Below are 20,900 nucleotides of genomic sequence, written 5' to 3' on the forward strand. Positions count from 1 at the left end.
GCCCGATCCGCTGCAAGCGCAGTCGATCGCCGTGTCGTTGCTTGCGATGCAGTCCGGAGGCCGCCGTTCTTCGACCAAATGAAGCGCCGTCCGATCGACTGCTGTCGTTGACGTTTTCGCGGTTGCCTTCGATCACGCTGTCGCCGTTCGGCGGCGTGGTCGGCAGCCACCGCGATCCCCCGTGCTGGACGTGCGGGGTTCCACCGCTCCCCGGAATGGCGTCCGGGAATCGGAATGGGCCCCGCACGTCCCGCATTCCTTTCGGCCGCACCGCGCGCCGATGCGCCGGATCGGGCACGCCGCTCCCGCACCCTGTTTTTGCCGCATGTCGGCGCCCTCTGCCTGCAATGCACTCTGTTGCCGTTCCAGCCGCGGTGTTCGCTGGATCGGGTGGCATGCCCTGGCGTGTGGCTCGCCGTGCAGTGCCGACTGCCGCGAGCGGCGACAGGGGAGCGCACCCTCCGATCCCGTGGTAGTTGCATGCGCCGCGGCTGGGTGTTTCCACCTGGCCGGCCTGGGTGCGATACCGGATTGGCCGCGCATCGGCGCGCCCGGCACGCTGCGGTGACCGCCCGCTACGGGCTTCGACGATCCGGAGATTCCGCAATGTCCATTCGCCGTCCCGTTCTTGCCGTCGGTATCTGCGCCATCCTCGCCGGCGGTGTGTTCGCCGGCGGCGACGCCCTGGCCGCCGCCCATCTCGACCAGGTACTGGAAGCCAAGCTCGCCGCTGCGCCGGCCGGCGACGCACTGCAGATCGTGATCACCTACGATCAGTCCGGGCCGGTCTCGGCCTCGCAGCTCACCGCGCTGCATGCGCTGGGCATCACCCGCGGGATCACCATGCGCACGCTGCCGATCGCCGGCGCGCTGGCCACGCCGGCCGAGATCCGCGCGCTGGCGCAGCGCGACGACGTCGCCTCGATCTACTACAACGCACCGCTGCGCTATTTCAACAAGGAAGCGCGCGAGCTGACCGGCGTGGACCGCGCGCAGGGCAATCCCGGCGATTTCGGCCGCGCGCTGCCCTACAGCGGCCGCGGCGTCGGGGTGATGATCAACGATTCCGGCATCGATGCCACCCATCGCGATCTCGCCTACGGCACCCGCGTCGTGCAGAACGTGCTGGGCACCACCAACCTGGCCAACGTCGATGCGATGCTGCCGATCACCTATGCGGAGGGCGTGCCCAATACCGACCTCGGCTCCGGCCATGGCACGCACTGCGCCGGCACGGTCGGCGGCACCGGCGCGCAGTCCAATGGCGCCTATCGCGGCGTGGCGACCGGCGCCAGTCTGGTCGGCTACGGATCCGGTGCGGTGCTGCTGATCCTGGACGCGGTCGGCGGCCTGGATTATGCGGCCACGCACCAGTTCAGCTTCAAGGATCCGATCCGCGTCACCAGCAATTCCTGGGGCTCCTCCGGCAAGTTCGATCCGCAGAATCCGGTCAACGTCGCCACCTACGAGCTATACAAGCGCGGCATCGTCAGCGTGTTCGCCGCCGGCAACGACGGCCCCAACGAGGACACCCACAATCCGTACGCGCAGGCGCCGTGGGTGATCTCGGTGGCCGCGGGCGAGAAGGACGGCACGCTGGCCGACTTCTCCTCGCGCGGCAAGCGCGGCGAGAGCGGCAGCTTCACCATGGCCGACGGCAAGACCTGGACCTATCTCAACGAGCCGACGATCACCGCGCCCGGCGTGGACATCGTCTCCACCCGCGATTCCACCGGCGCGCTGCCGCCGCTGGCCGCGGACAAGGACAGCAAGCTGATCGCGCCGGCGCAACTGCCGTTCTACACCACCATGAGCGGTACCTCGATGGCCACCCCGCACGTGGCCGGCATCGTCGCGCTGCTGCTGGAGGCCAACCCGGACCTGACTCCGGACCAGATCAAGGACCTGCTCGAACGCACCGCCACCAACATCCCCGGGCGCACGTACTGGGAGGCTGGCGCGGGCTACGTGAATGCCTATGCCGCGCTGTTGGAAGCGAGCAAGCAGCGCAGCGGCTTCGGCAAGACGGTCAATTCCCTGCATCCGTTCTACAGCAATGCGCTGGTGCTGCCCGGCGGCAGCCAGCCGTTCGAGGTGGCGTTCTCGCCAGTGGGTACGCCGCAAACGCAGGCGTTCACCGTCGGCAAGGACGTCGCCTGGGTCAGCGCCAAGGCCACCATCGACGCCAACACCCAGGCGCTGGTGCTGACCGATCCGGACGGCGTCAGCCACGGCTCGCCGGTGGCGTTGCCGTTGCTGGGCAGCACGGTCAGTGTCGGTGCGCCGGGCAAGCCGGGCACCTGGACCATCAGCGTGCGCGGCATCGGTTCGATCAGTGGCGTGCCGGTGGCGCCCAAGGGCAGCAACGGCATCGCGGCCCCGGGCATGGTGCGCGGCACCCTGGATTTCCTGCGCAGCGGCGGCTACACCGGCCTCAACGACGTCGCCAGCGGCGACCGCGATCGCGGCGCGGTGGAGTACGCGGTCGCCAACCGCCTGATGGACGGCTACGCCGACGGCCTGTTCCGTCCGCAGAATCCGCTCAAGCGCGCGGAGTTGGCGCGCTATCTGGTGATGGGCGCCGGCGTGCGCCAGGCGCTGCCGGCCACGCCCAGCTTCAGCGGGCTCGGCCGCAACGACCCGGCCTATCCGTTCGCCGAGGCGGCGGTGGGCAAGGGCGGGGTGCTGCGCGACCTGCAGCAGAACCAGGCCGCGGTGCTGGGGCTGGTCGCCGGCGATTTCCGTCCCAACGACGCCGTCAGCAAACTGCAGTTGGCGTATTCGCTGGTGCAGGCGCTGGGCCTGCAGACGCAGGCGCTGGCCTTCGACGGCACGCTGTCGGTGAGTTACAACAACCAGCGCCTGCCGATCGAGGACGTGGCGGCGATCCCGAGCAACCTGCGCGGCTATGTGCAGCTGGCGCTGGATGCCGGCATCCTCAACGCGCGCTTCGCGGTGACCCAGGGGCCGCAGGACCTGCAGCCGACCCTGCATGCCTACTTCGATCCGGGCAGCACGGTGTCGCGCAGCGGCTATGCAGTGATCGCCGGGCGCTTCCTCGGCGTCAATCGGCAGGCCAAGGACTGAGGACTGCGGTGACCGCGGCGACAGCATGCGCTCAGGCGCAAGGCCTGCGCCGTGCTGGTTTGCTGCGGTAGGCGTCTGCTGCCGCTGCGAGCGCGCCACTGGCAACCCGTTGTTGCCGCGGCTCGGCGGGATCTGTCCTTGCAACGTGTGGGCGCGGCTTCAGCCGCGACGCGGTGTAGCAGGAATGCGCGTCGCGGCTGAAGCCGCTCCTGCAAATGACGTTTCGTCGTTGTTGGAGCTGCCCCGAAAACCGCTCCTACACGTGAGCCCGCCTGATCGCTGGAGGCCCCATAGGCGCGGCATCAGTTTTCCCGCGGATGCACGCTGACCGTGGCGGTCATGCCCGCAGCGAGCAGGGTGCCCTGCGGCACGCTGGCCGGATCGATGCGGATGCGCACCGGCACGCGCTGCGCCAGGCGGATCCAGTTGAAGGTGGGGCTGACGTTGGCCAGCAGCGAGGTGCCGGTCGGATTGTCGCTGTCGGAAATGCCGCGGGCGATGCCCTCGACCTGGCCGTGCAGCATCAGCCCGCCGCTCATCAGGCGGATGTCGGCGCGGTCGCCGACGTGGACCCGCGGCAGCTTGGTTTCCTCGAAATAGCCGTAGACCCACATCGCATCGTCGCGGACCAGCGCCAGGCGCGCACTGCCGGCCTGGGCGTAGTCGCCGACGCGCACTTCCAGATTGGTGATGTAGCCGTCGGCGGTGGCGCGGACCTGGGTGCGCTGCAGATCCAGCTCGGCCAGGTCGAGCGCGGCCTGCGCCTGTTCCACCGATGCCACCGCCTGCGCCTGTGCCGCGGTGGCCTGGCCGCGCAGCGCCGCGCTGCGGTGCACGTCGGCCTGCGCCGAACGCGCGGTGGCTTCTGCATCCGAGCGCGCTTCGGCGGAGATCACCGCGGCGGCACGCGCGCGCCGTTCGGCCTGGGCGCGGCGCATCTGGAATTCCGCTTCGCTGGCCGCCTGGGTGGCGGCCGCCGCGGACAGGCTGGCGCCGGCCGCACGCGCCTGCGCCTGCGCGACCGCAAGGTTGGCGCGGGCCTTTTCCAGGGCCAGCTCGTAGCGCTTTCGGTCCACGCTGAACAGCAGGTCGCCGCGCTTGACGTGCTGGTTGTCGCGCACGGCGACCGCATCGACCAGGCCGGACACGTCCGGCGCGATCCGCACGACTTCCGCGCGCACGCGGCCGTCGCGGGTCCAGGGCGAGAGCATGTAATGGCGCCACAGCGCATGCGCCAGCAGGGCGGCGACCAGCACCACGACGGCGGTCAGGGCGAAACGGATCAGGGCAGGGGTCTTCATGGCGGGACTCACGGAAGAAGGAGCAGGCCGAGCGCGGCGAAGGCGCCGACGTAGATAGCCAGACGGAACAGGGAGGGATGCCAGGCGTAGCGGTACAGGCCGGCGCGGCCGGCGACCGCGTCCAGCGCCCAGGCCACCAGCAGCAGGGCCAGGCCCAACACCAGCAGGCCGGGCACGTACACCCCGGCGATCGAGAGTTCAGCGGGCAGCAGCATCGTCGGCTCCTGGGGTGGCGGTGGTCGGCGCAGGCGTATCGGCCAGCGCGGCGAGAACGGAATCGGCGTCGAGCAGCGCGCCGCGCAGCAACAACAAGTGCTCGCGGGTGGGTTTCCAGCGCAGCGGTACCGCGCCTTCCACCTGGCTGGCGGCCAGCGCTGCCTCCACCCGCTGCAAGGCGTGTCGGTGCCGTTGCGGGCTGGGGTCGAGATACAGGTCGGCCAGCGCCTGCACGGCGGCCTCCACCGCGGTGGCCAGGGCCGGCGGCAGCGTGCCTTCGGCCGCATCGCGGCGCAGTTCGACCAGGGTGCGCCCGGTTTCGTGCACCGACAGCGCCCAGCCGAGCAGGTCGCGCAGTTCGTCGCTGCCCGGCGGGGTGTGCGCGACGATCTGCTGGAACAGGTCACGGTTGACGCTCTCCAGTTGCAGCGCCAGCCCCGGCAGCGGCGCACGCGCGGCCAGCGTGGTCTGCCGCCGCAGCCGCTCCAGCAGGCGCCGGCGCTGCCAGCGGGTGCCGATCACCGGCGGCACGAATACGAACGTCGCGCTCACCGCCAGCGTCCCCAGTAGCAGCGGCACCACGCTGTTGAAGGTGGCCGCGGCGTTGAAGCTTGGCGTCGGCTGGACCGCCAGGATCGAAACGAAGGCCAGGTTGGCGCCGGTGGCGAAGCCGTACAGCGCCGGTTTCGAGGCCAGGTACAGGGTCACCAGCAGGAACGGCAGGGTGCCGGCGACGAACAGCACATAGCCGTCCATCTGCGGCAGCACCAGCAACTGGCAGATCACGCCCAGTACGATGCCGAACACGAACCCCTTGAACAGCGAGCGCGCGGCAGCGGGCGCGTTGGCGCTGGACGACAGGATCGCGCTCAGCGCCACTGCCTGGAACACCGCGGTGGCACCGCTGATCCAGCCGGCCTGGATCCACAGCCAGCACATCGTCGCCACCAGCAACGCGCTGCGCAGCGCGGTCAGTGCGGCCGCGGCGTAGTCGTTGCCGCGCACGAACACCGCGGTGTCGCCGCGGTCCTGCGGCGTGCGCCACTGCTGCGGCGCGACCAGGGTCGCCTCGGTGGCCACGTAGTCGTGCAGGTCGGCGAAGAACCGCCGCAGCAGCGACACGCCGGTGTCGAATCCCTCGTGCCGTGCCGCCGGCAGGATCGCACGCGCTTCGGCCGCACGCGTCGCCAGCGCATCGCGGCACGCCGCCAGCTTGCGCGCGGTCGCGGCTGCGCCCTCGCGTCCGCCGCGGTCGCTGAGCGCGGCCTTCAGCGGCCGATACAGGCCGATCAGCGCCTCGGCCACCTCCGCATCGCCGCTGCGCAGCAGCCGGTTGATGTAGTGGTGCAGCGCCTGGAAGCTGGTCGACACCGCCATGAAGCGCTGGTTGAGCAGGCGCAGGCGGCCGCTGCGCACCCGTGCCTCCGGATCCTCGAACACCACCGAACTGCGCAGGTCCTCGATGGTAACCGCGTCGCGCACGAAGCGCAGGTGCGCCTGCTCCATCGCCTCGCGGGGCAGCTCCCCGCCGGTGGCGTCACGGACGAAGTCCAGGAAGCCGTCGGACGCACGGCGCACGGTATCGCGCAGGGTCTGGCGCAGCCGGCTGGGAAACACCACGTCGCTGACGATGCCGGTCACCAGCAGGCCCAGCACCACCTCGGTCACCCGCGCCACCACCAGGTTGAACACGTTCTGCGGCTGGTTCACCGCCGGCAGCGCGATCAGCGCCACCGTGTAGCCGGACAGCACGAAGGCATACGCCTTGAAGTTGCGGTACAGCAGCGCGCCGCCGGTGCAGGCGCCGATCCACAGCGACAGTGCCAGCACGAACAGCACCGGCTCCTGCGGGAACAGCGCCACCATCGTCAGCGCCGCGACGCTGCCGATCAGCGTGCCCAGCACCCGGTAGAAGCCCTTGGCGAAGACCATGCCGGTCTGCCGGTGCATCACCACCACCACGGTGATCATCGCGGTCATCGGCGAGGCCAGGTCCAGACGCAGGGCGATCCAGCCGGCCAGATAGATCGACAGCAGCGTGCGCAGCACGAACAGCCAGGCCTCGCCTTCACCGCGCAGGGCGTCGGCCAGCAGGGTGCGCAGGCCTGGCGCTGCCTCGGCAGCGGCGGCGGCGTTGGGGTGTTGTGCGCTCATGCGGCGTCCTCGACCCCGCGCAGCAGGGTCTTCAGCAGCGCCTGCAACTGCGCCAGCGCCGCCGGATCCAGATGCTGCACATACGTGTTGAGCTGGGCGGAGAGGTCGGGGATCAACGCCTCGATCAGGCGCTCGCCGGCCTCGGTCAGCCGAAGCAGCAGCATGCGCCGATCCTCGGCACTGGGCATGCGCTGGATCAGGCCCTTGTCGACCAGCTGACTGGTCAGACGGGTGATGTTGGCCGACTTTTCCCCCGCCGCGTCGCTCAGCTGGGACGGGTTCAAGGTTCCGTCGGGGCTGGCGTCGATCATCATCAGCACGTTGTATTCGGCGTAGCTCAGGCCATAGGGCCGCAACACCTCGTTGCTCTGGTCGAGGCTGAGCTTGTGCAGGAGCTTGATCAACCGCAGGACCAGCGCGGCTTGCCGCGGGAAGTGCGGATGCTTGCGGGCGGTCACGTCCAGGCGCTGCTCGGTGGCGGCGAAGCGGCTCATGCGCGGCTCGATGATTTGTACATGTGTAAATAATACATTTATGTATTAATTTTGCGGTAACGCCGGCTGAACGCGGCCCGCTGGAGGAGGTGTGCCTCAGGAAAAGCGCACGGACAGGTCTGCGCCGAGGGCGCCGTGCGTTAGCGTGCCGCGCGGCAGGTCGAGGCAGCGCCTGTGTCCGGTGAAGCGCGGGTCGACGCGCAGGCGCGTTCCGCGCCCCGGAAGCCGGGACGTCGCGTTGGAGGGAGCGGGGGCAGGTGGCGCCTCAGCGCCACCGTCGGGTCAACGCAGCACGCCGTCCAGGCCGGGCGCGGGCGAGAGCATGTTGCGGGTGTCGATCTCGAAGCTGCGCTGCTTCTTGTCTTCCGGCGTCGCGGCGATGCTGCCCTTCAGGGTGTACTCCAGGCTGCGGCGGCCGGCCAGGGCATCGGCGACGGCCATGCGCGCGCTGGAGCTGGGCTTCAGCGCGACGCTCACCACGTCCGCCGTCTCCGGGCCGATCGAAATGCCGGGTGCGGCCTGCAGACTGCCGGCCGCTTCGCCGCCCACCCCGAGGTCCAGACGCAGGGTGTCGTAGCGCATCGGAATGCTGCTGTAGTTCTGCAGGCGCAGGTCCACCTTCCAGCTGCCGTCCATGTTGACCGTCAGTTGCTGCACGCTGGCGGCCGGGTCCGACACACGCCGCACGATGCCGTCGCTGCAGGCGCCGAGCAACGCGGTGCACAACACGAGCAAGCCGAGGCGGAGCGGGTGACGCATGGGCGGAATCCACGGAAAGGAAGACCGGCGAAGACTACACCACACCCCTGTCTGCCGTGGTGGCGCAGCGATGGCGGAGCCTCCCCCGGACTGCGCGGGCTACGGAAAGCTGGCGGCATGCCGGCGGTCGCGCGCGACGTGGCGTGACGCAAGGCGGACAGCGGACACGCTCTACTGGCGCCTTCGCTTGGTGTCGAGCGCTTCCGCCACTGGAATGGCAGGCCCGCCCAACCTAGCTGCGCGATGGCGTCGTCCGCGTCGTGCCATCTGCCGTCAGCCCTCAATCCGGCATGCGGCCGGCCTGTGGGCCGGCCATCACCCCGTTCCGTCATGCCATCCACCTCCGTTGCTGCTCCTCCGATCGCCCTTGGCGCAGCAACCCACCAGATCATCCAGGCTGACCCGCACGTGCCTGCGGACGTTCAGGTACGGCGGAATGACCGCGGCTGGCCGGGCGTCCGGTCGGTGTCCTCGGCGATCCGGCCGGCGGCCATCACCAAGGCGTCCCTGCCGTGCGCCGGCCGGATGCCGAGGACGTGTCCAGCATCGCGTGCCCTCGGATCGGACGCAGTCGGCGCAGGCCGCGGCGGTCGGTAGGAAAATTCTGCAACATTGCGCTTGCCCAATCCCGATCACCTCGCTATGATGCGCGTCCTCGCACCGGTCCTGCCGCGTTGCGCAGTGGCCGAGTAGCTCAGTTGGTAGAGCAGGGGATTGAAAATCCCCGTGTCGGCGGTTCGATTCCGTCCTCGGCCACCATTCTTTCAGGGCTTGCAGCAATGCAGGCCCTTTTCTTTTGCCGCGAGGGTTTGCGGCATCTGCATGCCTTGGCGGTGTGTTGTGCTGCCTTGGTCGCCGTCGTCGAAGGTGGCGTACGGCGTCGTCATTCGGCGTCCGGGCCGATCTCCCGCGCTGTGCAGATTTCCGCATGCGCGAGGCCTGTTGCGACTGTCCTCTGCCCTGATCGGGTGTGAAGAAGGCGTGTCAACGTGCGTAGACAACTGCACCCAGTTCACGGTTTTTCGGGATCTTCCGCTCAATCAACGGCGCTGGCTGTCGTAATCATAGGCACGGGCAATCGGGGGAACCTGCCAATGACCAGCGGATTCGGACGGAGATATGGCGGCGTGGCCCTGCTGTTGGCCATGGCCGGCAACGCCGTGGCAGCCCCTTCCGACCGGACCGAGCATGCGGGCGAGCAGGGCGGTCACGGTGCCGATGCGCCCTACATCGAGCAGGTCGGTTCCGAGTGCGTGATGGTCAATACCTACCTGCAGCGGCGCGACGGGGTGGTCGAGCGCGTGGTGCTGCGCGAGCCGGTGCAGTGCGCCAGCCATCCGGACCAGCACTCCATGGCCGATCTGAGCAACTGACCGCAGCGCCATGACGGCCGGCGCCTTGCGCCGCGCTTTACATCGCTGCGTCGCTCCTGCATAAGCTGCTGCTTCCCGTCCATCGGAACCTGCGCATGCGCCTTTCGCCGATCGCGCTGCTGTTGCTGGCGTGCCTGTTGTGCCTCGCACCGCCGCTGCGCGCCGCGCAGCCGGTGAGCTCGGTCGCCGCGTTCGATCTCGGCCGTTATGCCGGGCAGTGGCACGAGATCGCGCATCTGCCGGTCTCCTTCCAGAAGAAATGCGTCGGCGACGTCACCGCGGCCTATGTGCTGCGCGACGACGGTCAGGTCGGCGTGCGCAACGCCTGCCGCACCGCCAGCGGCGACACGCTGGCGGCCGACGGTGTGGCCCGGCGGGTGGAGGGCCATCCCGGGCGGCTGCAGGTGCGCTTCGCGCCGGATTGGCTGGCCTGGCTGCCGATGGTGTGGGCCGACTACTGGGTGATCGCGCTCGACCCGGATTATCAATGGGCGCTGATCGGCGAACCCGGACGCAAGTACCTGTGGGTGCTGTCGCGCTCGCCGCGCATGCAGCGCAGCGTGTTCGAGGGCATCAAGGCCAAGGCGGTGGCGATGGGGTACGACCTCGACCCGCTGCTGGTGGTCGCGCCGCTGGACTGAGTGGGGCGCTGCCGGCGCGTCTTTGCGGGCAAACCGGTGCCGCATGGGCGACAGGCGCTGAAGACTGGGCCATCGCTGGGACTTTGCCGCGCGTTGCGCGACGCTTGGGGCAGCGACTTTGCAGTTCGCTGTGGCCGGCTGCTTCCGCCGGCGGTGGCCGTTGCCCTGGAAGATGCGCCTTGGCGCCTGCTGTCTGGCAGTGCATCGTGCATGCCGGGTGACGCGTCGCAGGCCACCCTGTGTGACGGACGCTGCAACCGCTCGGCGTCAGCCGGGAAATGCCGTCAGTGCCGCGGCCAGCAGGTCTGCGCTGTCGCCGTCGCGCAGCGCCTGCAGGGCGTTGCGGCCATCGGCCAGGCGCACCTCCCGCAGCCATTGCGCCAGCGTCGCCAGATCGCTGCCGCAGCCGTTCCAGGCCACGCAGATGGTGTCGCCGACATTGTGCAGGTCGGCGTGGTTCAGATGCTCCAGGGTGCCGTCATGCGCCAGCCAGGCGAGTGCGCGTTGCGCATCCTCCGGTGCGCCATAGGCGGCGCCGTCGATCAGCGACAGCAGGTCGCTGCTGTCGGCGCGCCGCTCGGCCCGGCGTCGTTCGGCGCGACGCATGCCCTGCAGGATCGCCTTGATCCTTCCTTCGTGAATGCTGTCGGTCATGGGCGGCGAGGCGATGCGGGTGGACGGGTCACTCTTCGCGCTCGGCACGCAGTTGCAGTTCGCCGTCGGCCAGGCGTGCGCGCAGCCGATCGCCGGGGGCGACCTGAGCGGCCGAGCGCACCACGCTGCCGTCGTCGACGCGGGTCAGGATGCTGTAGCCGCGCGCCACGGTCGCCAGCGGGCTGACCGTCTCCAGTGCACGCGCCAGTGCGCGCAGGCGCTGCGCATCGGTCTGCAGTTGCCGCGCCATCGCCGCCTGCGGACGTCGGCCCAGCGCCAGCAGGCGCACCCGCAGCATCGCCAGCCGCCGTTGCGGCTGCGCGGCGCGCAGCACCGCGGCGGCATGGCGCAACTGGGCATGCCGGCGTTCCTGCTGCTGCCGCCACACCGCCGCCAGCCGTCGTCCGATCTCGTGCTGGCGGCGCTGCAGCAACTGCAGGCGCACCTGCGGGCTCTGCGCCTGCAGGCGCAGCAGGGCGCGGTCGGCGCGTTGCTGCGCTTGCCGCAGCCGGTGCTGCTGCCAGCGCAGCAACGCGGCATGCTGGGAGCGCAGGCGCGCGCCGAGATCGCGCTGGTCGGGCACCAGCAATTCGGCGGCGACCGACGGGGTGGGCGCGCGCAGGTCGGCGGCGAAATCGGCCAGGGTCACGTCGGTCTCGTGGCCGACGGCCGACACCACCGGGGTGACTGCCGCGGCGATGGTGCGTGCCAGGTGTTCGTCGTTGAACGCCCACAGGTCCTCCAGCGAGCCGCCGCCGCGGGTCAGCAGGATCGCGTCGTAGCGGCCGCTGGCGTCGGCCTGGCGCAGCAAGGCGGCAATCTGCGCCGCGGCGCTGTCGCCCTGGACCAGGCTCGGCAGGATGTCCACCTGCAGCAGCGGCATGCGCCGGCCGAGCACGCTCAACACGTCGCGCACCGCGGCGCCGCTGGGCGAGGTGATGACCGCCAGGCGCCGCACGAAGCCGGGCAGGGCGCGCTTGCGCTCGCTGGCGAACAGGCCTTCGGCGGCAAGCCGGGCCTTGAGCTCCTCGAACGCCCGGCGCAACGCGCCTTCGCCGGCTTCCTCCAGATGATCCAGCACCAACTGGTAGTCGCCGCGCGCTTCGTACAGGGTCAGGCGCCCGCGCGCCAGCACCCGCAGGCCTTCGCGCGGCACGAACCGCAGCCATTGGCTCTTGGGCTTGAACATCGCGCAGCGCACCTGCGCGCGCGCATCCTTCAGGGTGAAGTACAGGTGGCCGGACGAGGGGCGGGTGACGTTGCCCAGTTCGCCTTCCACCCAGGCCAGCGGGAAGGCGCTCTCCAGCAGGTCGCGGGCCAGCGTGTTGAGCTGGCTGGGGCTGAGGATCTGGTCGGCGCGATCGGACATGCGGGCAGTGCAGGGCGTACGGGCGCCTATCCTCGCACGTCGGCAGCTGTGGCCGGCTGCGTCGACGTGGCTGCATGCCGGGCCAGCGCCCACTGCACGTGCTCGCGCACCAGCGGCGAGGGATGCTGCGCGCGCGCGCCTAGCGCGGCCAGCACCTGCGGCGTGGTCGGGGCGTTGCCCAGCGCTACGGCGATATTGCGCAGCCAGCGCTCGTGCCCGCTGCGGCGGATCGCGCTGCCTTCGGTGCGGCGAAGGAACTCGTCTTCCTCCCAGGCGAACAACTGCGCCAGCGTGGCCTTGTCCAGATCGTTGCGCGCGCGGAAGTCCGGCTCGTCGCTGCGCTTGGCGAACTTGTTCCAGGGGCAGATCAGCTGGCAGTCGTCGCAGCCGAAGATGCGGTTGCCGATCGCCGGGCGCAGTTCCTCGGGAATCGCGCCGTCGTGCTCGATCGTGAGGTAGGCGATGCAACGGCGCGCATCGAGCCGGTACGGCGCGACGATCGCCTGGGTGGGGCAGACGTCGATGCAGCGCGTGCAGGTGCCGCAGTGGGCGCTGGCCGGCGGGTCGATCGGCAGCGGCAGATCGACGTAGATCTCGCCGAGGAAGAACCAGGAGCCGCCGTTGCGGTCGATCAGGCAGGTGTGCTTGCCGATCCAGCCCAGGCCGGCGTCGCGCGCCAGGGCGCGTTCGAGCACCGGTGCCGAATCGACGAACACGCGGTGGCCGAACGGGCCGATCTCGTCCTGGATGCGCTCGGCCAGCTTCTGCAGGCGGTTGCGCATCAGCTTGTGGTAATCGCGGCCCAGCGCGTAGCGCGCGACGTAGGCGCGCTCGCCGTCGCGCAGCGTGTCCCAGGCCGAATCGTCGTCGTTGCGGCCGTAGTCCAGGCCCACCGAGATCACCCGCAATGTGCCGGGAATGAGTTCGGCCGGGCGGGAACGCTTGTCGCCATGCTGGGCCATCCAGTGCATCGTCCCGTACAGGCCCTGTTCCAGCCAGTCGCGCAGATGCGCCTCGTCCTGCTGCAGCTCGATCCCGGCGATGCCGCAGCGCTGGAAGCCGAACGTGCGCGCCAGCGCGCGGATGCGCGCGGCCGCGGTGTGGGGATCGGCGATGTCGAGGCGGGCGGACATCGCGCAAGTATAGAATCCCGTGCATGTACGACTGCTTCGATCTCTATGCCACCGCGGACGCGCGCCGCATCGATGCGCAGGCCACCGCGCTGCTGGGCGGCGACGGCTACACGCTGATGCAGCGCGCCGGTCAGGCCGCGTGGCAGACGCTGTTGCAGCGCTGGCCGCAGGCGCAGCGCATCCTGGTGGCCTGTGGCAGCGGCAACAACGGTGGCGATGGCTACGTGCTGGCGCGGCTGGCGCATCGCGCCGGACGCCAGGTGCGCGTGCTGCAGTTGCCCGGGCGCGGTCCGCAGTCGCCGCTGGCGCAACGCGCCTGCACCGACTACATCGGCGTCGGCGGCCGTATCGAGGAGTTCGACGCGGCACTGGCGCCGGCCGACGTGGTGGTCGATGCGTTGCTCGGCATCGGCCTCAATCGCGCGCCGGACGCCGAACTGGCGGCGCTGCTCGGCGCGCTGGGCGGACTTGGCGCGCCGGTACTCGCGCTGGACGTGCCCAGTGGCGTGGACGCCGAGTCCGGCAGCGTGCCCGGCGCGGTGTTGCCGGCGACGCTGACCTTGCAGTTCATCGTGGCCCACGCCGGCTTGCATACCGGTGCGGCCTTGAACCATGTCGGCGAGCGCGCACTGGCCACGCTGGAGGTGCCGCCGGCTGCGTTCGCCGGTTGCGTGCCGCGCGCACAGGCCTGGACCGTCGGCGCCTTGCGCCGCCATCTGGCGCCGCGCCGGCAGGACAGCCACAAAGGCGACTCCGGGCATGTGCTGTGCGTCGGCGGCAATCTCGGCAGCGGCGGAGCGGTGATGCTCAGTGCCGAATCGGCCCTGCGCAGCGGCGCCGGCCTGGTCAGCGTGGCCACCCGTGGCGCGCACGTGGCGCCGCTGCTGGCGCGCTGTCCGGAGGCGATGGCGCATGCGGTCGACGATGCGACGGCGCTGGCGCCGTTGCTGCGCAAGGCCAGTGTGGTTGCGCTCGGGCCCGGGCTTGGCCAGGACGATTGGGCGCAGGCGCTGTGGCAGACGGTCCTGGCCGATTCGGACCGCGCGCTGATCCTGGACGCCGATGCATTGAACCTGCTTGCGCAGGCGCCGCGGCCCGTCCCGCAGGCGGTACTGACGCCGCACCCGGGCGAGGCCGGGCGCCTGCTCGGCATTTCAACGGCCGAGGTGCAACGCGATCGCTTCGCGGCCGCTGCGGCCTTGGCCGAACGCTATCAGGCGACGATTGTGCTGAAAGGGGCCGGCAGCTTGGTCGCCGCGCCCGGGCAGACGCCGCGGGTGATCGCCGCCGGCAATCCGGGCATGGCGGTCGGCGGCATGGGCGATCTGTTGACCGGGGTGGTCGCGGCGCTGCGCGCGCAGGGCCTGCCGGCGTTCGAGGCGGCCAGCGTCGGCGCGCTGCTGCATGCCGGCGCCGGCGATCGCGCGGCCGCCGACGGCCAGCGCGGCCTGCTGCCCACCGACCTGTTGCCGGCGCTGCGGCGCCTGTCCAATCCGGAATCCGAACCATGAGCCTCAGCTTGTTCCTGCCCGACAGCCAGGCCACCGAACGGCTCGGTCGCGCGCTGGCCGCGACCCGCCCGGCGCAGGCCTCGGTGCATCTGCACGGGGATCTGGGTGCCGGCAAATCGACCCTGGCACGGGCGCTGCTGCGCGCGCTCGGGGTGCAGGGCGCGATCCGCAGCCCCACCTACACCCTGGTGGAGCGCTACCCGCTGGCCGATGGCGAGGCCTGGCACCTGGATCTGTACCGCATCGGCGCGGCGGGCGAACTGGATTTCCTCGGGCTGGACGAGGGCGGGGCCACGCTGTGGCTGGTGGAATGGCCGGAGCGCGGCGGCGACGTGCTGGCGCCCGCCGATCTGGACGTGCGCCTGGCGGTGCACGGCGACGGGCGTCGTGTCGCCCTGCAGGCACGTACCGATGTGGGGACCGCCTGGCTGGCGCAGCTGGCCCAGCAGGCCGACTTGCAGGGACTTTTTGCCGGCTGACGCTAGAAAGTGAAGGCAGGTTATGGATTATTAAGGGAAAACCGCTTGCCTTTGACTCCCGGCGATGTTTGAATCGCGTTATGCGCCCGGGGACCCGTTTTTTCGCCAGTTTCGCCGCTGCCGCAGGCTGGTGCCTGGCGGCGCAGACGGCGTTTGCCGGGCAGGTGCAGTCGGTCTCGCTCGACAACGGCGCCACCGGCACCCGCGCCGAGATCCGTCTGCAGGGCAGCGGTGGCTTCAGCACGCTGTCGCTGGCCAATCCCAATCGCCTGGTCGTCGATCTTCCCGATTCCTCCGCTGCCAAGGGCCTGAAGCTGCCGGCCGGCGGCGGCGTGGTCAGCGCAGTGCGCACCGGCCATCCGGTGCCGGGCACCTTGCGCATCGTGTTCGACCTGAGCAGTTCGGTGGTGGCGTTCAAGCCGCAGATGCAGACCATCGGCGGCAGTTCGGTGCTGGTGATCGAGTGGCCGGGCGAGGCCCCGGCGGGCAAGGTGGTCGCCGCCGACGCGCCGGCAGCCGTGGCCCCGATGCCGCAGGCCACGCCTGTCGCAGCGCCCAAGCCGGCGGTGGATGCGCGCGCCGAAGCCGCACGCGCGACCGCGGCACTGACCTCGTCGGTGGTGCAGCGTGCCAGCCAGCCAGCGCCGACCCCGGTGCCGCCGCCCGCCGCGCCCACGCCAGCCCCGACCGTCGCTGCCTCTGCGCCGAGCGTTGCTGCCGCGGTGGCCGGCCGTCCTATGCCCGGCGTTGTGCCGACGCCGGCGCCTGCGACAGTCGCGCCGCCGGCGAACGCGCCGTCCGAGCGTGACGACGCGGACGACGATGCGGCGGTGGCAGCTGCCGCCGAAGCGCGGCCGGTCATGCCCAGCGCGGCCTCGCGGGTGAAGATGGCGCCCGGCATGCGTCCGCTGATCGTGGCCATCGATCCCGGCCATGGCGGCCAGGATCCGGGCGCCAGCGGTCCGACCGGCAAGCACGAGAAGGACGTGACCCTGGCGATCGGCCGCGAACTGGCGCGCCAGATCAACGCCACGCCGGGCATGAAGGCCTACATGACCCGCACTACCGACGTGTTCATTCCCTTGCCGATGCGCGCGCAGAAGGCGCGCGCGGCCAAGGCCGACATCTTCATCTCGATCCACGCCGACGCGGCAGAGAACCGCAGCGCGACCGGTTCCTCGGTGTACGTGCTGTCGACCAAGGGCGCGTCCTCGCAGCGCGCGCGCTGGCTCGCGGACAAGGAAAACGCCGCCGACCTGATCGGTGGCGTGCGCCTGCAGAAGACCGACAGCACCCTGGCCAACGTCTTGCTGGACCTGGCCCAGAGCGGCCACATGAAGTCCTCCGAAGATGCGGCCGAGCAAGTGCTGGGCGGACTCAAGCGGATCGGCAACAACCACAAGCCCGAGATCGAGCGCGCGAACTTCGCGGTGCTGCGCACCTCGGACATGCCGGCGATGCTGGTCGAGACCGCCTTCATCTCCAACCCGGACGAAGAACGCCGGCTGACCGATCCGGCCTACCAGCGCCGCATCGCCGGTGCCGTGCTCGATGGCGTCAGCACCTTCTTCACCCGGCAGCCGCCGCCGGGCACGCTGTTCGCCGCGCGCGCGCAGGCCGAGGCCGAAGCGGCCAGCACGGTGGCCGGCGGCAGCCGCTGAGGCGCTATCATTAACGGCTGATCCTCGATGACGGCGTCCGCGCCGCGAGCCGTGCCGATGTTCTTCTTCTGCTGTCGTTTTCGTCCTGTCGCCACGACCGGCGCGCGTCTGTGCGCGCATGGAGCGAGGAAGGCATGAGCATCCGTCAGCTGCCCGAGATCCTGATCAACCAGATCGCTGCCGGCGAAGTGGTCGAGCGTCCGGCCTCTGTCGTCAAGGAACTGGTGGAGAACGCGCTGGACGCCGGTGCGCACCGCGTCGACATCGATCTGGAAGAAGGCGGCGTGCGCCTGATCCGCATCCGCGACGACGGTGGCGGTATCGCGCCCGAGGAACTGCCGCTGGCCATCTCGCGGCACGCGACCAGCAAGATCGCGTCGCTGGACGACCTGGAATCGGTGGGCACGCTCGGATTCCGTGGCGAAGCGTTGCCGTCGATCGCCTCGGTCAGCCGCTTCACCCTGGCCTCGCGCCGTGCCGGCGACGAACACGGTGCGGCGCTGCAGGTCGACGGCGGCAAGGTCGGCGAGGTGCAGCCGCGTGCGTTGCCGCCGGGCACCCTGGTCGAGGTCCGCGAGCTGTTCTACAACGTGCCGGCGCGGCGCAAGTTCCTGCGTGCCGAGCGCACCGAACTGGGCCACATCGAGGAGTGGCTGCGTTCGCTGGCGCTGGCGCGCCCCGACGTGGAGCTGCGCGTCTCGCACAACGGCAAGCCGTCGCGGCGCTACAAGCCGGGCGATCTGTATTCGGACGCGCGCCTGGGCGAGACCCTCGGCGAAGACTTCGCAAAGCAGGCGCTGCGCGTGGACCACGGCGGTGCCGGCCTGCGCCTGCATGGCTGGATCGCGCAGCCGCATTACTCGCGCGCCAGCGCCGACCAGCAGTACCTCTACGTCAACGGCCGCTCGGTGCGCGATCGCAGTGTCGCCCATGCGGTGAAGATGGCCTACGGCGACGTGCTGTTCCATGGCCGCCAGCCGGCCTACGTGCTGTTCCTGGAACTGGAGCCGGCGCGGGTCGACGTCAACGTGCATCCGGCCAAACACGAGGTGCGTTTCCGCGATGCGCGGCTGATCCATGATTTCGTCTACCGCACGCTGCAGGATGCGCTGGCGCAGACCCGTGCCGGCAGCCTGCCCGGCGCGATCGGCGCCGACGCCGCGCTGCCGCCGCCAGCCGCGGGTACTGCGGCCTGGGCGGGCACAGGCGCGCCGAACAGTGGTGGTGGTGGTGGTGGCGGGCAGGGCTACGGTTACGGCGCGCAGTGGCGCCCGGCGCAATCGCCGTTGGGCTTGCGCGTGGAAGAGGCGCCTGCAGCGTACGCGGCGCTGTACGCGCCCACCGCCGACGCGGGAAGCGCCGCCAGCCTGCCGCGGCAGACCCAGGACCCTGCCGGCGGCCTGCCGCCGACTGCCGCCGACAGCGGCGTGCCGCCGCTCGGCTACGCCATCGCGCAATTGCACGGCATCTACATCCTGGCCGAGAACGCCGACGGCCTGATCGTGGTCGACATGCACGCCGCGCACGAACGCATCGGCTACGAGCGCCTGAAGACCGCGCACGATGGCATCGGCCTTCACGCGCAGCCGCTGCTGGTGCCGATCACCCTGGCAGTCGGCGAACGCGATGCCGACACCGCCGAGCGCGAGGCGGAGACGCTGGCCGCGCTCGGGTTCGAGATCACCCGCAGCGGACCGCAATCGCTGCACGTGCGCAGCATTCCCGCACTGCTGGCGCAGGCCGAGCCGGAGGCCTTGCTGCGCGACGTGCTCACCGACCTGCGCGAACACGGTCACAGCGGTCGTGTCGCCGGCGCGCGCGATGCGCTGCTGTCGACCATGGCCTGCCACGGCGCGGTGCGCGCCAACCGCCGCCTCACCATTCCGGAAATGAACGCACTGCTGCGCGACATGGAAGCCACCGAGCGCTCCGGACAATGCAATCATGGGCGTCCGACCTGGGCACGGTTCACCCTGGGCGAGATCGATCGTTGGTTCCTGCGGGGGCGGTGATGGACAAGCGGATGTGGACGGCAGCGCTGCTGGCGGCGCTCGTCGCCTTGAGTGGCTGCGGCAAGCAGGCGCCGGCACCGGCCGCGCCGAAGGCGATGGACGCACGGTTCGTGGCCGATGAGCAGGCTTGGCGCGCGCAGCGCCAGCGCGAACTGCAGGCGCCGGATGGCTGGACCAGCCTGGTCGGCCTGCACTGGCTGGAATTGAAGGAGCACTACATCGGCAGCGGCCCGGACAGCGGCATCCGCCTGGCGGTGGGGCCGGCGCGGATGGCGCTGGTGTCGCAGGCGCAGCGCGAGGTGTACCTGACCCCCGAGCGCGGCGCCGCCCTCAGCGTCGCCGGCGCGCCGGTGCAGGGGCGGATCCGCGTGTACAGCGACCACGATCCGCAGCCGACGGTGATCGACTTCGACGACGGCAAGGGCAAGCTCAGCCTGATCGAACGTGGCGGCCGTTATGCGCTGCGGGTCAAGCACGCCGATGCGCCGACCCGGCTCGGTTTCGCAGGCGTGCCGTACTGGCCGCTGGCCGAATCCTGGCGCGTGCGCGGGCGTTTCGTGCCCAATCCACCGGGCACGACCCTGCCCATCGTCGACATCATCGGCGTCACCACGCCATCGCCGAATCCCGGTGCGCTGGAGTTCGAGCGCGGCGGCAAGCGCTACCGCCTGCAGGCGATCGGCGAACCCGGCCAGCCGCTGTTCGTGGTGTTTGCCGACCGCACCAGCGGCCACGGCAGCTACCCCGCCGGGCGCTTCCTGGATGTGGACCCGCCCGCGGCCGACGGCAGCGTGGTGCTGGATTTCAACCGCGCCTACGACCCGCCGTGCGCGTTCACCCCGTTCGCCACCTGTCCGTTGCCGCCGCCGGAGAACCGCCTCGACCTGGCGGTGGATGCCGGCGAGAAGGCCTACGCCGCTGCCCATTGACCCGAGGATGCCGATGACCCCGTTCCCGCGCCTGTTGCGCCGCCTGCTGCTGGGCCTGTCCCTGTGCCTGGTGCTGCCGGCACTGGCCCGCACGCCGCCGCCGGTGGCCGCGACGCCTGTCGCTCCCGCCGCCGCAGCGCCTACGGTGGTGCCGCCCACGCCGCTGTTGTGGAAGGTCAGCGGCCCGCGCGGCACGCTGTACCTGTTGGGCTCGTTCCACATGCTCAAGGCCGACGACTATCCGCTGGCGCGCGAAGTCGATGCGGCCTACGCGGCGTCGCCGCGGCTGCTGTTCGAACTGGCGCCGAAGGACGTGGACGCGCCGCAACTGGGCGCGCAGATGCTGCAGGCGGCGCAGCGCCACGACGGCAAGCGGCTGCAGGACGATCTGGACCCGGCGACCTGGGAGCGGCTGCGCCGCTATGCCGCCGGTCACGGCCTGCCGCTGGCGCAGATGAGCGGCTTCGAGCCGTGGTTCGTCGGCCTCAGCATCAGCATCGCCGACATGAAGGCGCAGGGCCTGGAGGCCGATGCCGGGCTGGATCGTCATTTCATGACACTGGCCTTGCAGGACGGCAAGAGTGCCGAGGGCCTGGAGACCGCGCAGGCGCAGATCGACCTGCTCGACGGTATGGACCCGGTGGAGCAGAAGCAGATGCTGACCGAGGCGCTGGACGATGCCGAGCAGGGCGCGGCGCAGACGCTGCGCCTGCACGACGCCTGGCGCCGCGGCGACGAGCGCCAGCTGTGGCAGGAGATCGGCGCGCAGATGAAGCGCGACTACCCGCGGCTGTACCAGCGCATCGACGTGGAGCGTAACCAGGCCTGGCTGCCGCGCCTGGAGCAGCGCCTGAAGGACGGCGGCGGCGACACTCTGGTGGTGGTGGGTGCGCTGCACCTGCTCGGGCCGGACGGCGTGGTCGATGGCCTGCGCGCGCGCGGCTACAAGGTCGAGCGGATCTGCGGGAATTGCAAGCCCGCGAAGTCGCGCTGACGGGAAGGTGCGTCGCACGTGTGGTTGGCGTGCGGCCGTACCCTCATCCGCCCCTGCGGGGCACCTTCTCCCGAGGGGGGGAGGGGGGGCAAAAAGCCCCTTCCCCCCGGGGGAGGGGGTGGGGGGGGGGGTA

18 protein-coding genes and 1 tRNA gene are annotated in these 20,900 nt (G+C 70.7%); 10 read left to right on the plus strand and 9 right to left on the minus strand.

Features of this window, described 5'->3' with window-relative positions:
* The first annotated feature begins 606 nt into the window (after positions 1–606).
* Positions 607–3,087 (plus strand): S8 family serine peptidase, encoded by a 2,481-nt coding sequence (locus tag CEK69_RS05785; protein WP_152244363.1) that lies wholly within the window; start codon positions 607–609, stop codon positions 3,085–3,087.
* 302 nt (positions 3,088–3,389) lie between these two features.
* On the opposite strand, the gene CEK69_RS05790 is transcribed toward CEK69_RS05785, so the two are convergent.
* The 5 genes from CEK69_RS05790 to CEK69_RS05810 form a co-directional block, all read right to left on the minus strand.
* Entirely contained in the window at positions 3,390–4,388 is a 999-nt protein-coding gene (locus CEK69_RS05790; RefSeq protein ID WP_150411076.1) for an HlyD family secretion protein, read from the minus strand.
* An 8-nt stretch (positions 4,389–4,396) separates the two neighbouring features.
* On the minus strand, positions 4,397–4,603 hold the full coding sequence (locus CEK69_RS05795; protein ID WP_017916033.1) for a DUF1656 domain-containing protein: 207 nt from the start codon (positions 4,601–4,603) through the stop codon (positions 4,397–4,399).
* Complete coding sequence (locus tag CEK69_RS05800; RefSeq protein WP_152244365.1) at positions 4,587–6,758, minus strand: FUSC family protein; 2,172 nt, start codon at positions 6,756–6,758, stop codon at positions 4,587–4,589. Before CEK69_RS05800 ends, CEK69_RS05795 begins: the two co-directional genes overlap by 17 nt.
* Complete coding sequence (locus tag CEK69_RS05805; RefSeq protein ID WP_152244367.1) at positions 6,755–7,252, minus strand: MarR family transcriptional regulator; 498 nt, start codon at positions 7,250–7,252, stop codon at positions 6,755–6,757. The genes CEK69_RS05800 and CEK69_RS05805 overlap by 4 nt, the downstream gene beginning before the upstream one ends.
* A gap of 282 nt (positions 7,253–7,534) precedes the next feature.
* Positions 7,535–8,011 (minus strand): LEA type 2 family protein, encoded by a 477-nt coding sequence (locus tag CEK69_RS05810; protein WP_152244369.1) that lies wholly within the window; start codon positions 8,009–8,011, stop codon positions 7,535–7,537.
* Between the two features lie 683 nt (positions 8,012–8,694).
* On the opposite strand from CEK69_RS05810, the gene CEK69_RS05815 reads away from it, so the two are divergent.
* Positions 8,695–8,770 (plus strand) — tRNA-Phe (locus tag CEK69_RS05815).
* Between the two features lie 5 nt (positions 8,771–8,775).
* On the opposite strand, the gene CEK69_RS21400 is transcribed toward CEK69_RS05815, so the two are convergent.
* The gene (locus CEK69_RS21400; protein WP_255424809.1) at positions 8,776–8,898 is read right to left on the minus strand and encodes a hypothetical protein; all 123 of its coding nucleotides are present in this window, start codon (positions 8,896–8,898) and stop codon (positions 8,776–8,778) included.
* Positions 8,899–9,105: 207 nt separating this feature from the next.
* Between CEK69_RS21400 and CEK69_RS05820 the strand changes: the two genes are divergently transcribed.
* Entirely contained in the window at positions 9,106–9,384 is a 279-nt protein-coding gene (locus CEK69_RS05820; RefSeq protein WP_226975056.1) for a hypothetical protein, read from the plus strand.
* 95 nt (positions 9,385–9,479) lie between these two features.
* Positions 9,480–10,025, plus strand: coding sequence for a lipocalin family protein (locus CEK69_RS05825; RefSeq protein ID WP_043092287.1), 546 nt, complete (start codon positions 9,480–9,482; stop codon positions 10,023–10,025).
* A gap of 267 nt (positions 10,026–10,292) precedes the next feature.
* Here the strand turns inward: CEK69_RS05825 and CEK69_RS05830 are convergent, their stop codons facing one another.
* The 3 genes from CEK69_RS05830 to queG are packed head-to-tail and all read right to left on the minus strand — an operon-like array spanning position 10,293 to position 13,181.
* Complete coding sequence (locus tag CEK69_RS05830) at positions 10,293–10,679, minus strand: hypothetical protein (RefSeq protein ID WP_152244371.1); 387 nt, start codon at positions 10,677–10,679, stop codon at positions 10,293–10,295.
* A 28-nt stretch (positions 10,680–10,707) separates the two neighbouring features.
* The gene (xseA, locus tag CEK69_RS05835; RefSeq protein ID WP_152244373.1) at positions 10,708–12,048 is read right to left on the minus strand and encodes an exodeoxyribonuclease VII large subunit; all 1,341 of its coding nucleotides are present in this window, start codon (positions 12,046–12,048) and stop codon (positions 10,708–10,710) included.
* Between the two features lie 26 nt (positions 12,049–12,074).
* On the minus strand, positions 12,075–13,181 hold the full coding sequence (queG, locus tag CEK69_RS05840; protein WP_152244375.1) for a tRNA epoxyqueuosine(34) reductase QueG: 1,107 nt from the start codon (positions 13,179–13,181) through the stop codon (positions 12,075–12,077).
* 23 nt (positions 13,182–13,204) lie between these two features.
* On the opposite strand from queG, the gene CEK69_RS05845 reads away from it, so the two are divergent.
* From CEK69_RS05845 to CEK69_RS05870, 6 genes are all read left to right on the plus strand, one after another.
* A complete protein-coding gene (locus tag CEK69_RS05845; RefSeq protein WP_152244377.1) occupies positions 13,205–14,692 on the plus strand; it encodes an NAD(P)H-hydrate dehydratase in 1,488 nt (495 codons plus the stop codon).
* Positions 14,689–15,171, plus strand: coding sequence for a tRNA (adenosine(37)-N6)-threonylcarbamoyltransferase complex ATPase subunit type 1 TsaE (gene tsaE / locus CEK69_RS05850; RefSeq protein WP_152244379.1), 483 nt, complete (start codon positions 14,689–14,691; stop codon positions 15,169–15,171). Before CEK69_RS05845 ends, tsaE begins: the two co-directional genes overlap by 4 nt.
* An 80-nt stretch (positions 15,172–15,251) precedes the next feature.
* The gene (locus tag CEK69_RS05855) at positions 15,252–16,832 is read left to right on the plus strand and encodes an N-acetylmuramoyl-L-alanine amidase (protein ID WP_152244381.1); all 1,581 of its coding nucleotides are present in this window, start codon (positions 15,252–15,254) and stop codon (positions 16,830–16,832) included.
* A 134-nt stretch (positions 16,833–16,966) separates the two neighbouring features.
* Positions 16,967–18,844 carry a DNA mismatch repair endonuclease MutL gene (gene mutL / locus CEK69_RS05860; protein WP_152244383.1) on the plus strand — a complete coding sequence of 626 codons (1,878 nt, stop codon included), beginning with the start codon at positions 16,967–16,969 and terminating at the stop codon, positions 18,842–18,844.
* The gene (locus CEK69_RS05865; protein ID WP_017916695.1) at positions 18,844–19,773 is read left to right on the plus strand and encodes a DUF1684 domain-containing protein; all 930 of its coding nucleotides are present in this window, start codon (positions 18,844–18,846) and stop codon (positions 19,771–19,773) included. The genes mutL and CEK69_RS05865 overlap by 1 nt, the downstream gene beginning before the upstream one ends.
* A gap of 13 nt (positions 19,774–19,786) precedes the next feature.
* Positions 19,787–20,767: a TraB/GumN family protein gene (locus CEK69_RS05870; RefSeq protein ID WP_152244385.1), complete on the plus strand. Its 981-nt coding sequence runs from the start codon at positions 19,787–19,789 to the stop codon at positions 20,765–20,767.
* The last annotated feature ends 133 nt before the right edge of the window (positions 20,768–20,900 follow it).

It is taken from the genome of Xanthomonas sp. LMG 12462 (assembly GCF_009192885.1).
In the GTDB taxonomy this organism is placed as follows: Bacteria; Pseudomonadota; Gammaproteobacteria; order Xanthomonadales; family Xanthomonadaceae; genus Xanthomonas_A; species Xanthomonas_A sontii.

Bases quoted from the DNA above. Each gene is read 5' to 3' on its own strand.
- CEK69_RS05785 (WP_152244363.1), top strand. From the start codon at position 607: ATGTCCATTCGCCGTCCCGTTCTTGCCGTCGGTATCTGCGCCATCCTC.
- CEK69_RS05790 (WP_150411076.1), bottom strand. From the start codon at position 4,388: ATGAAGACCCCTGCCCTGATCCGTTTCGCCCTGACCGCCGTCGTGGTG.
- CEK69_RS05795 (WP_017916033.1), bottom strand. From the start codon at position 4,603: ATGCTGCTGCCCGCTGAACTCTCGATCGCCGGGGTGTACGTGCCCGGC.
- CEK69_RS05800 (WP_152244365.1), bottom strand. From the start codon at position 6,758: ATGAGCGCACAACACCCCAACGCCGCCGCCGCTGCCGAGGCAGCGCCA.
- CEK69_RS05805 (WP_152244367.1), bottom strand. From the start codon at position 7,252: ATGAGCCGCTTCGCCGCCACCGAGCAGCGCCTGGACGTGACCGCCCGC.
- CEK69_RS05810 (WP_152244369.1), bottom strand. From the start codon at position 8,011: ATGCGTCACCCGCTCCGCCTCGGCTTGCTCGTGTTGTGCACCGCGTTG.
- CEK69_RS21400 (WP_255424809.1), bottom strand. From the start codon at position 8,898: ATGACGACGCCGTACGCCACCTTCGACGACGGCGACCAAGGCAGCACA.
- CEK69_RS05820 (WP_226975056.1), top strand. From the start codon at position 9,106: ATGACCAGCGGATTCGGACGGAGATATGGCGGCGTGGCCCTGCTGTTG.
- CEK69_RS05825 (WP_043092287.1), top strand. From the start codon at position 9,480: ATGCGCCTTTCGCCGATCGCGCTGCTGTTGCTGGCGTGCCTGTTGTGC.
- CEK69_RS05830 (WP_152244371.1), bottom strand. From the start codon at position 10,679: ATGACCGACAGCATTCACGAAGGAAGGATCAAGGCGATCCTGCAGGGC.
- xseA (WP_152244373.1), bottom strand. From the start codon at position 12,048: ATGTCCGATCGCGCCGACCAGATCCTCAGCCCCAGCCAGCTCAACACG.
- queG (WP_152244375.1), bottom strand. From the start codon at position 13,181: ATGTCCGCCCGCCTCGACATCGCCGATCCCCACACCGCGGCCGCGCGC.
- CEK69_RS05845 (WP_152244377.1), top strand. From the start codon at position 13,205: ATGTACGACTGCTTCGATCTCTATGCCACCGCGGACGCGCGCCGCATC.
- tsaE (WP_152244379.1), top strand. From the start codon at position 14,689: ATGAGCCTCAGCTTGTTCCTGCCCGACAGCCAGGCCACCGAACGGCTC.
- CEK69_RS05855 (WP_152244381.1), top strand. From the start codon at position 15,252: ATGCGCCCGGGGACCCGTTTTTTCGCCAGTTTCGCCGCTGCCGCAGGC.
- mutL (WP_152244383.1), top strand. From the start codon at position 16,967: ATGAGCATCCGTCAGCTGCCCGAGATCCTGATCAACCAGATCGCTGCC.
- CEK69_RS05865 (WP_017916695.1), top strand. From the start codon at position 18,844: ATGGACAAGCGGATGTGGACGGCAGCGCTGCTGGCGGCGCTCGTCGCC.
- CEK69_RS05870 (WP_152244385.1), top strand. From the start codon at position 19,787: ATGACCCCGTTCCCGCGCCTGTTGCGCCGCCTGCTGCTGGGCCTGTCC.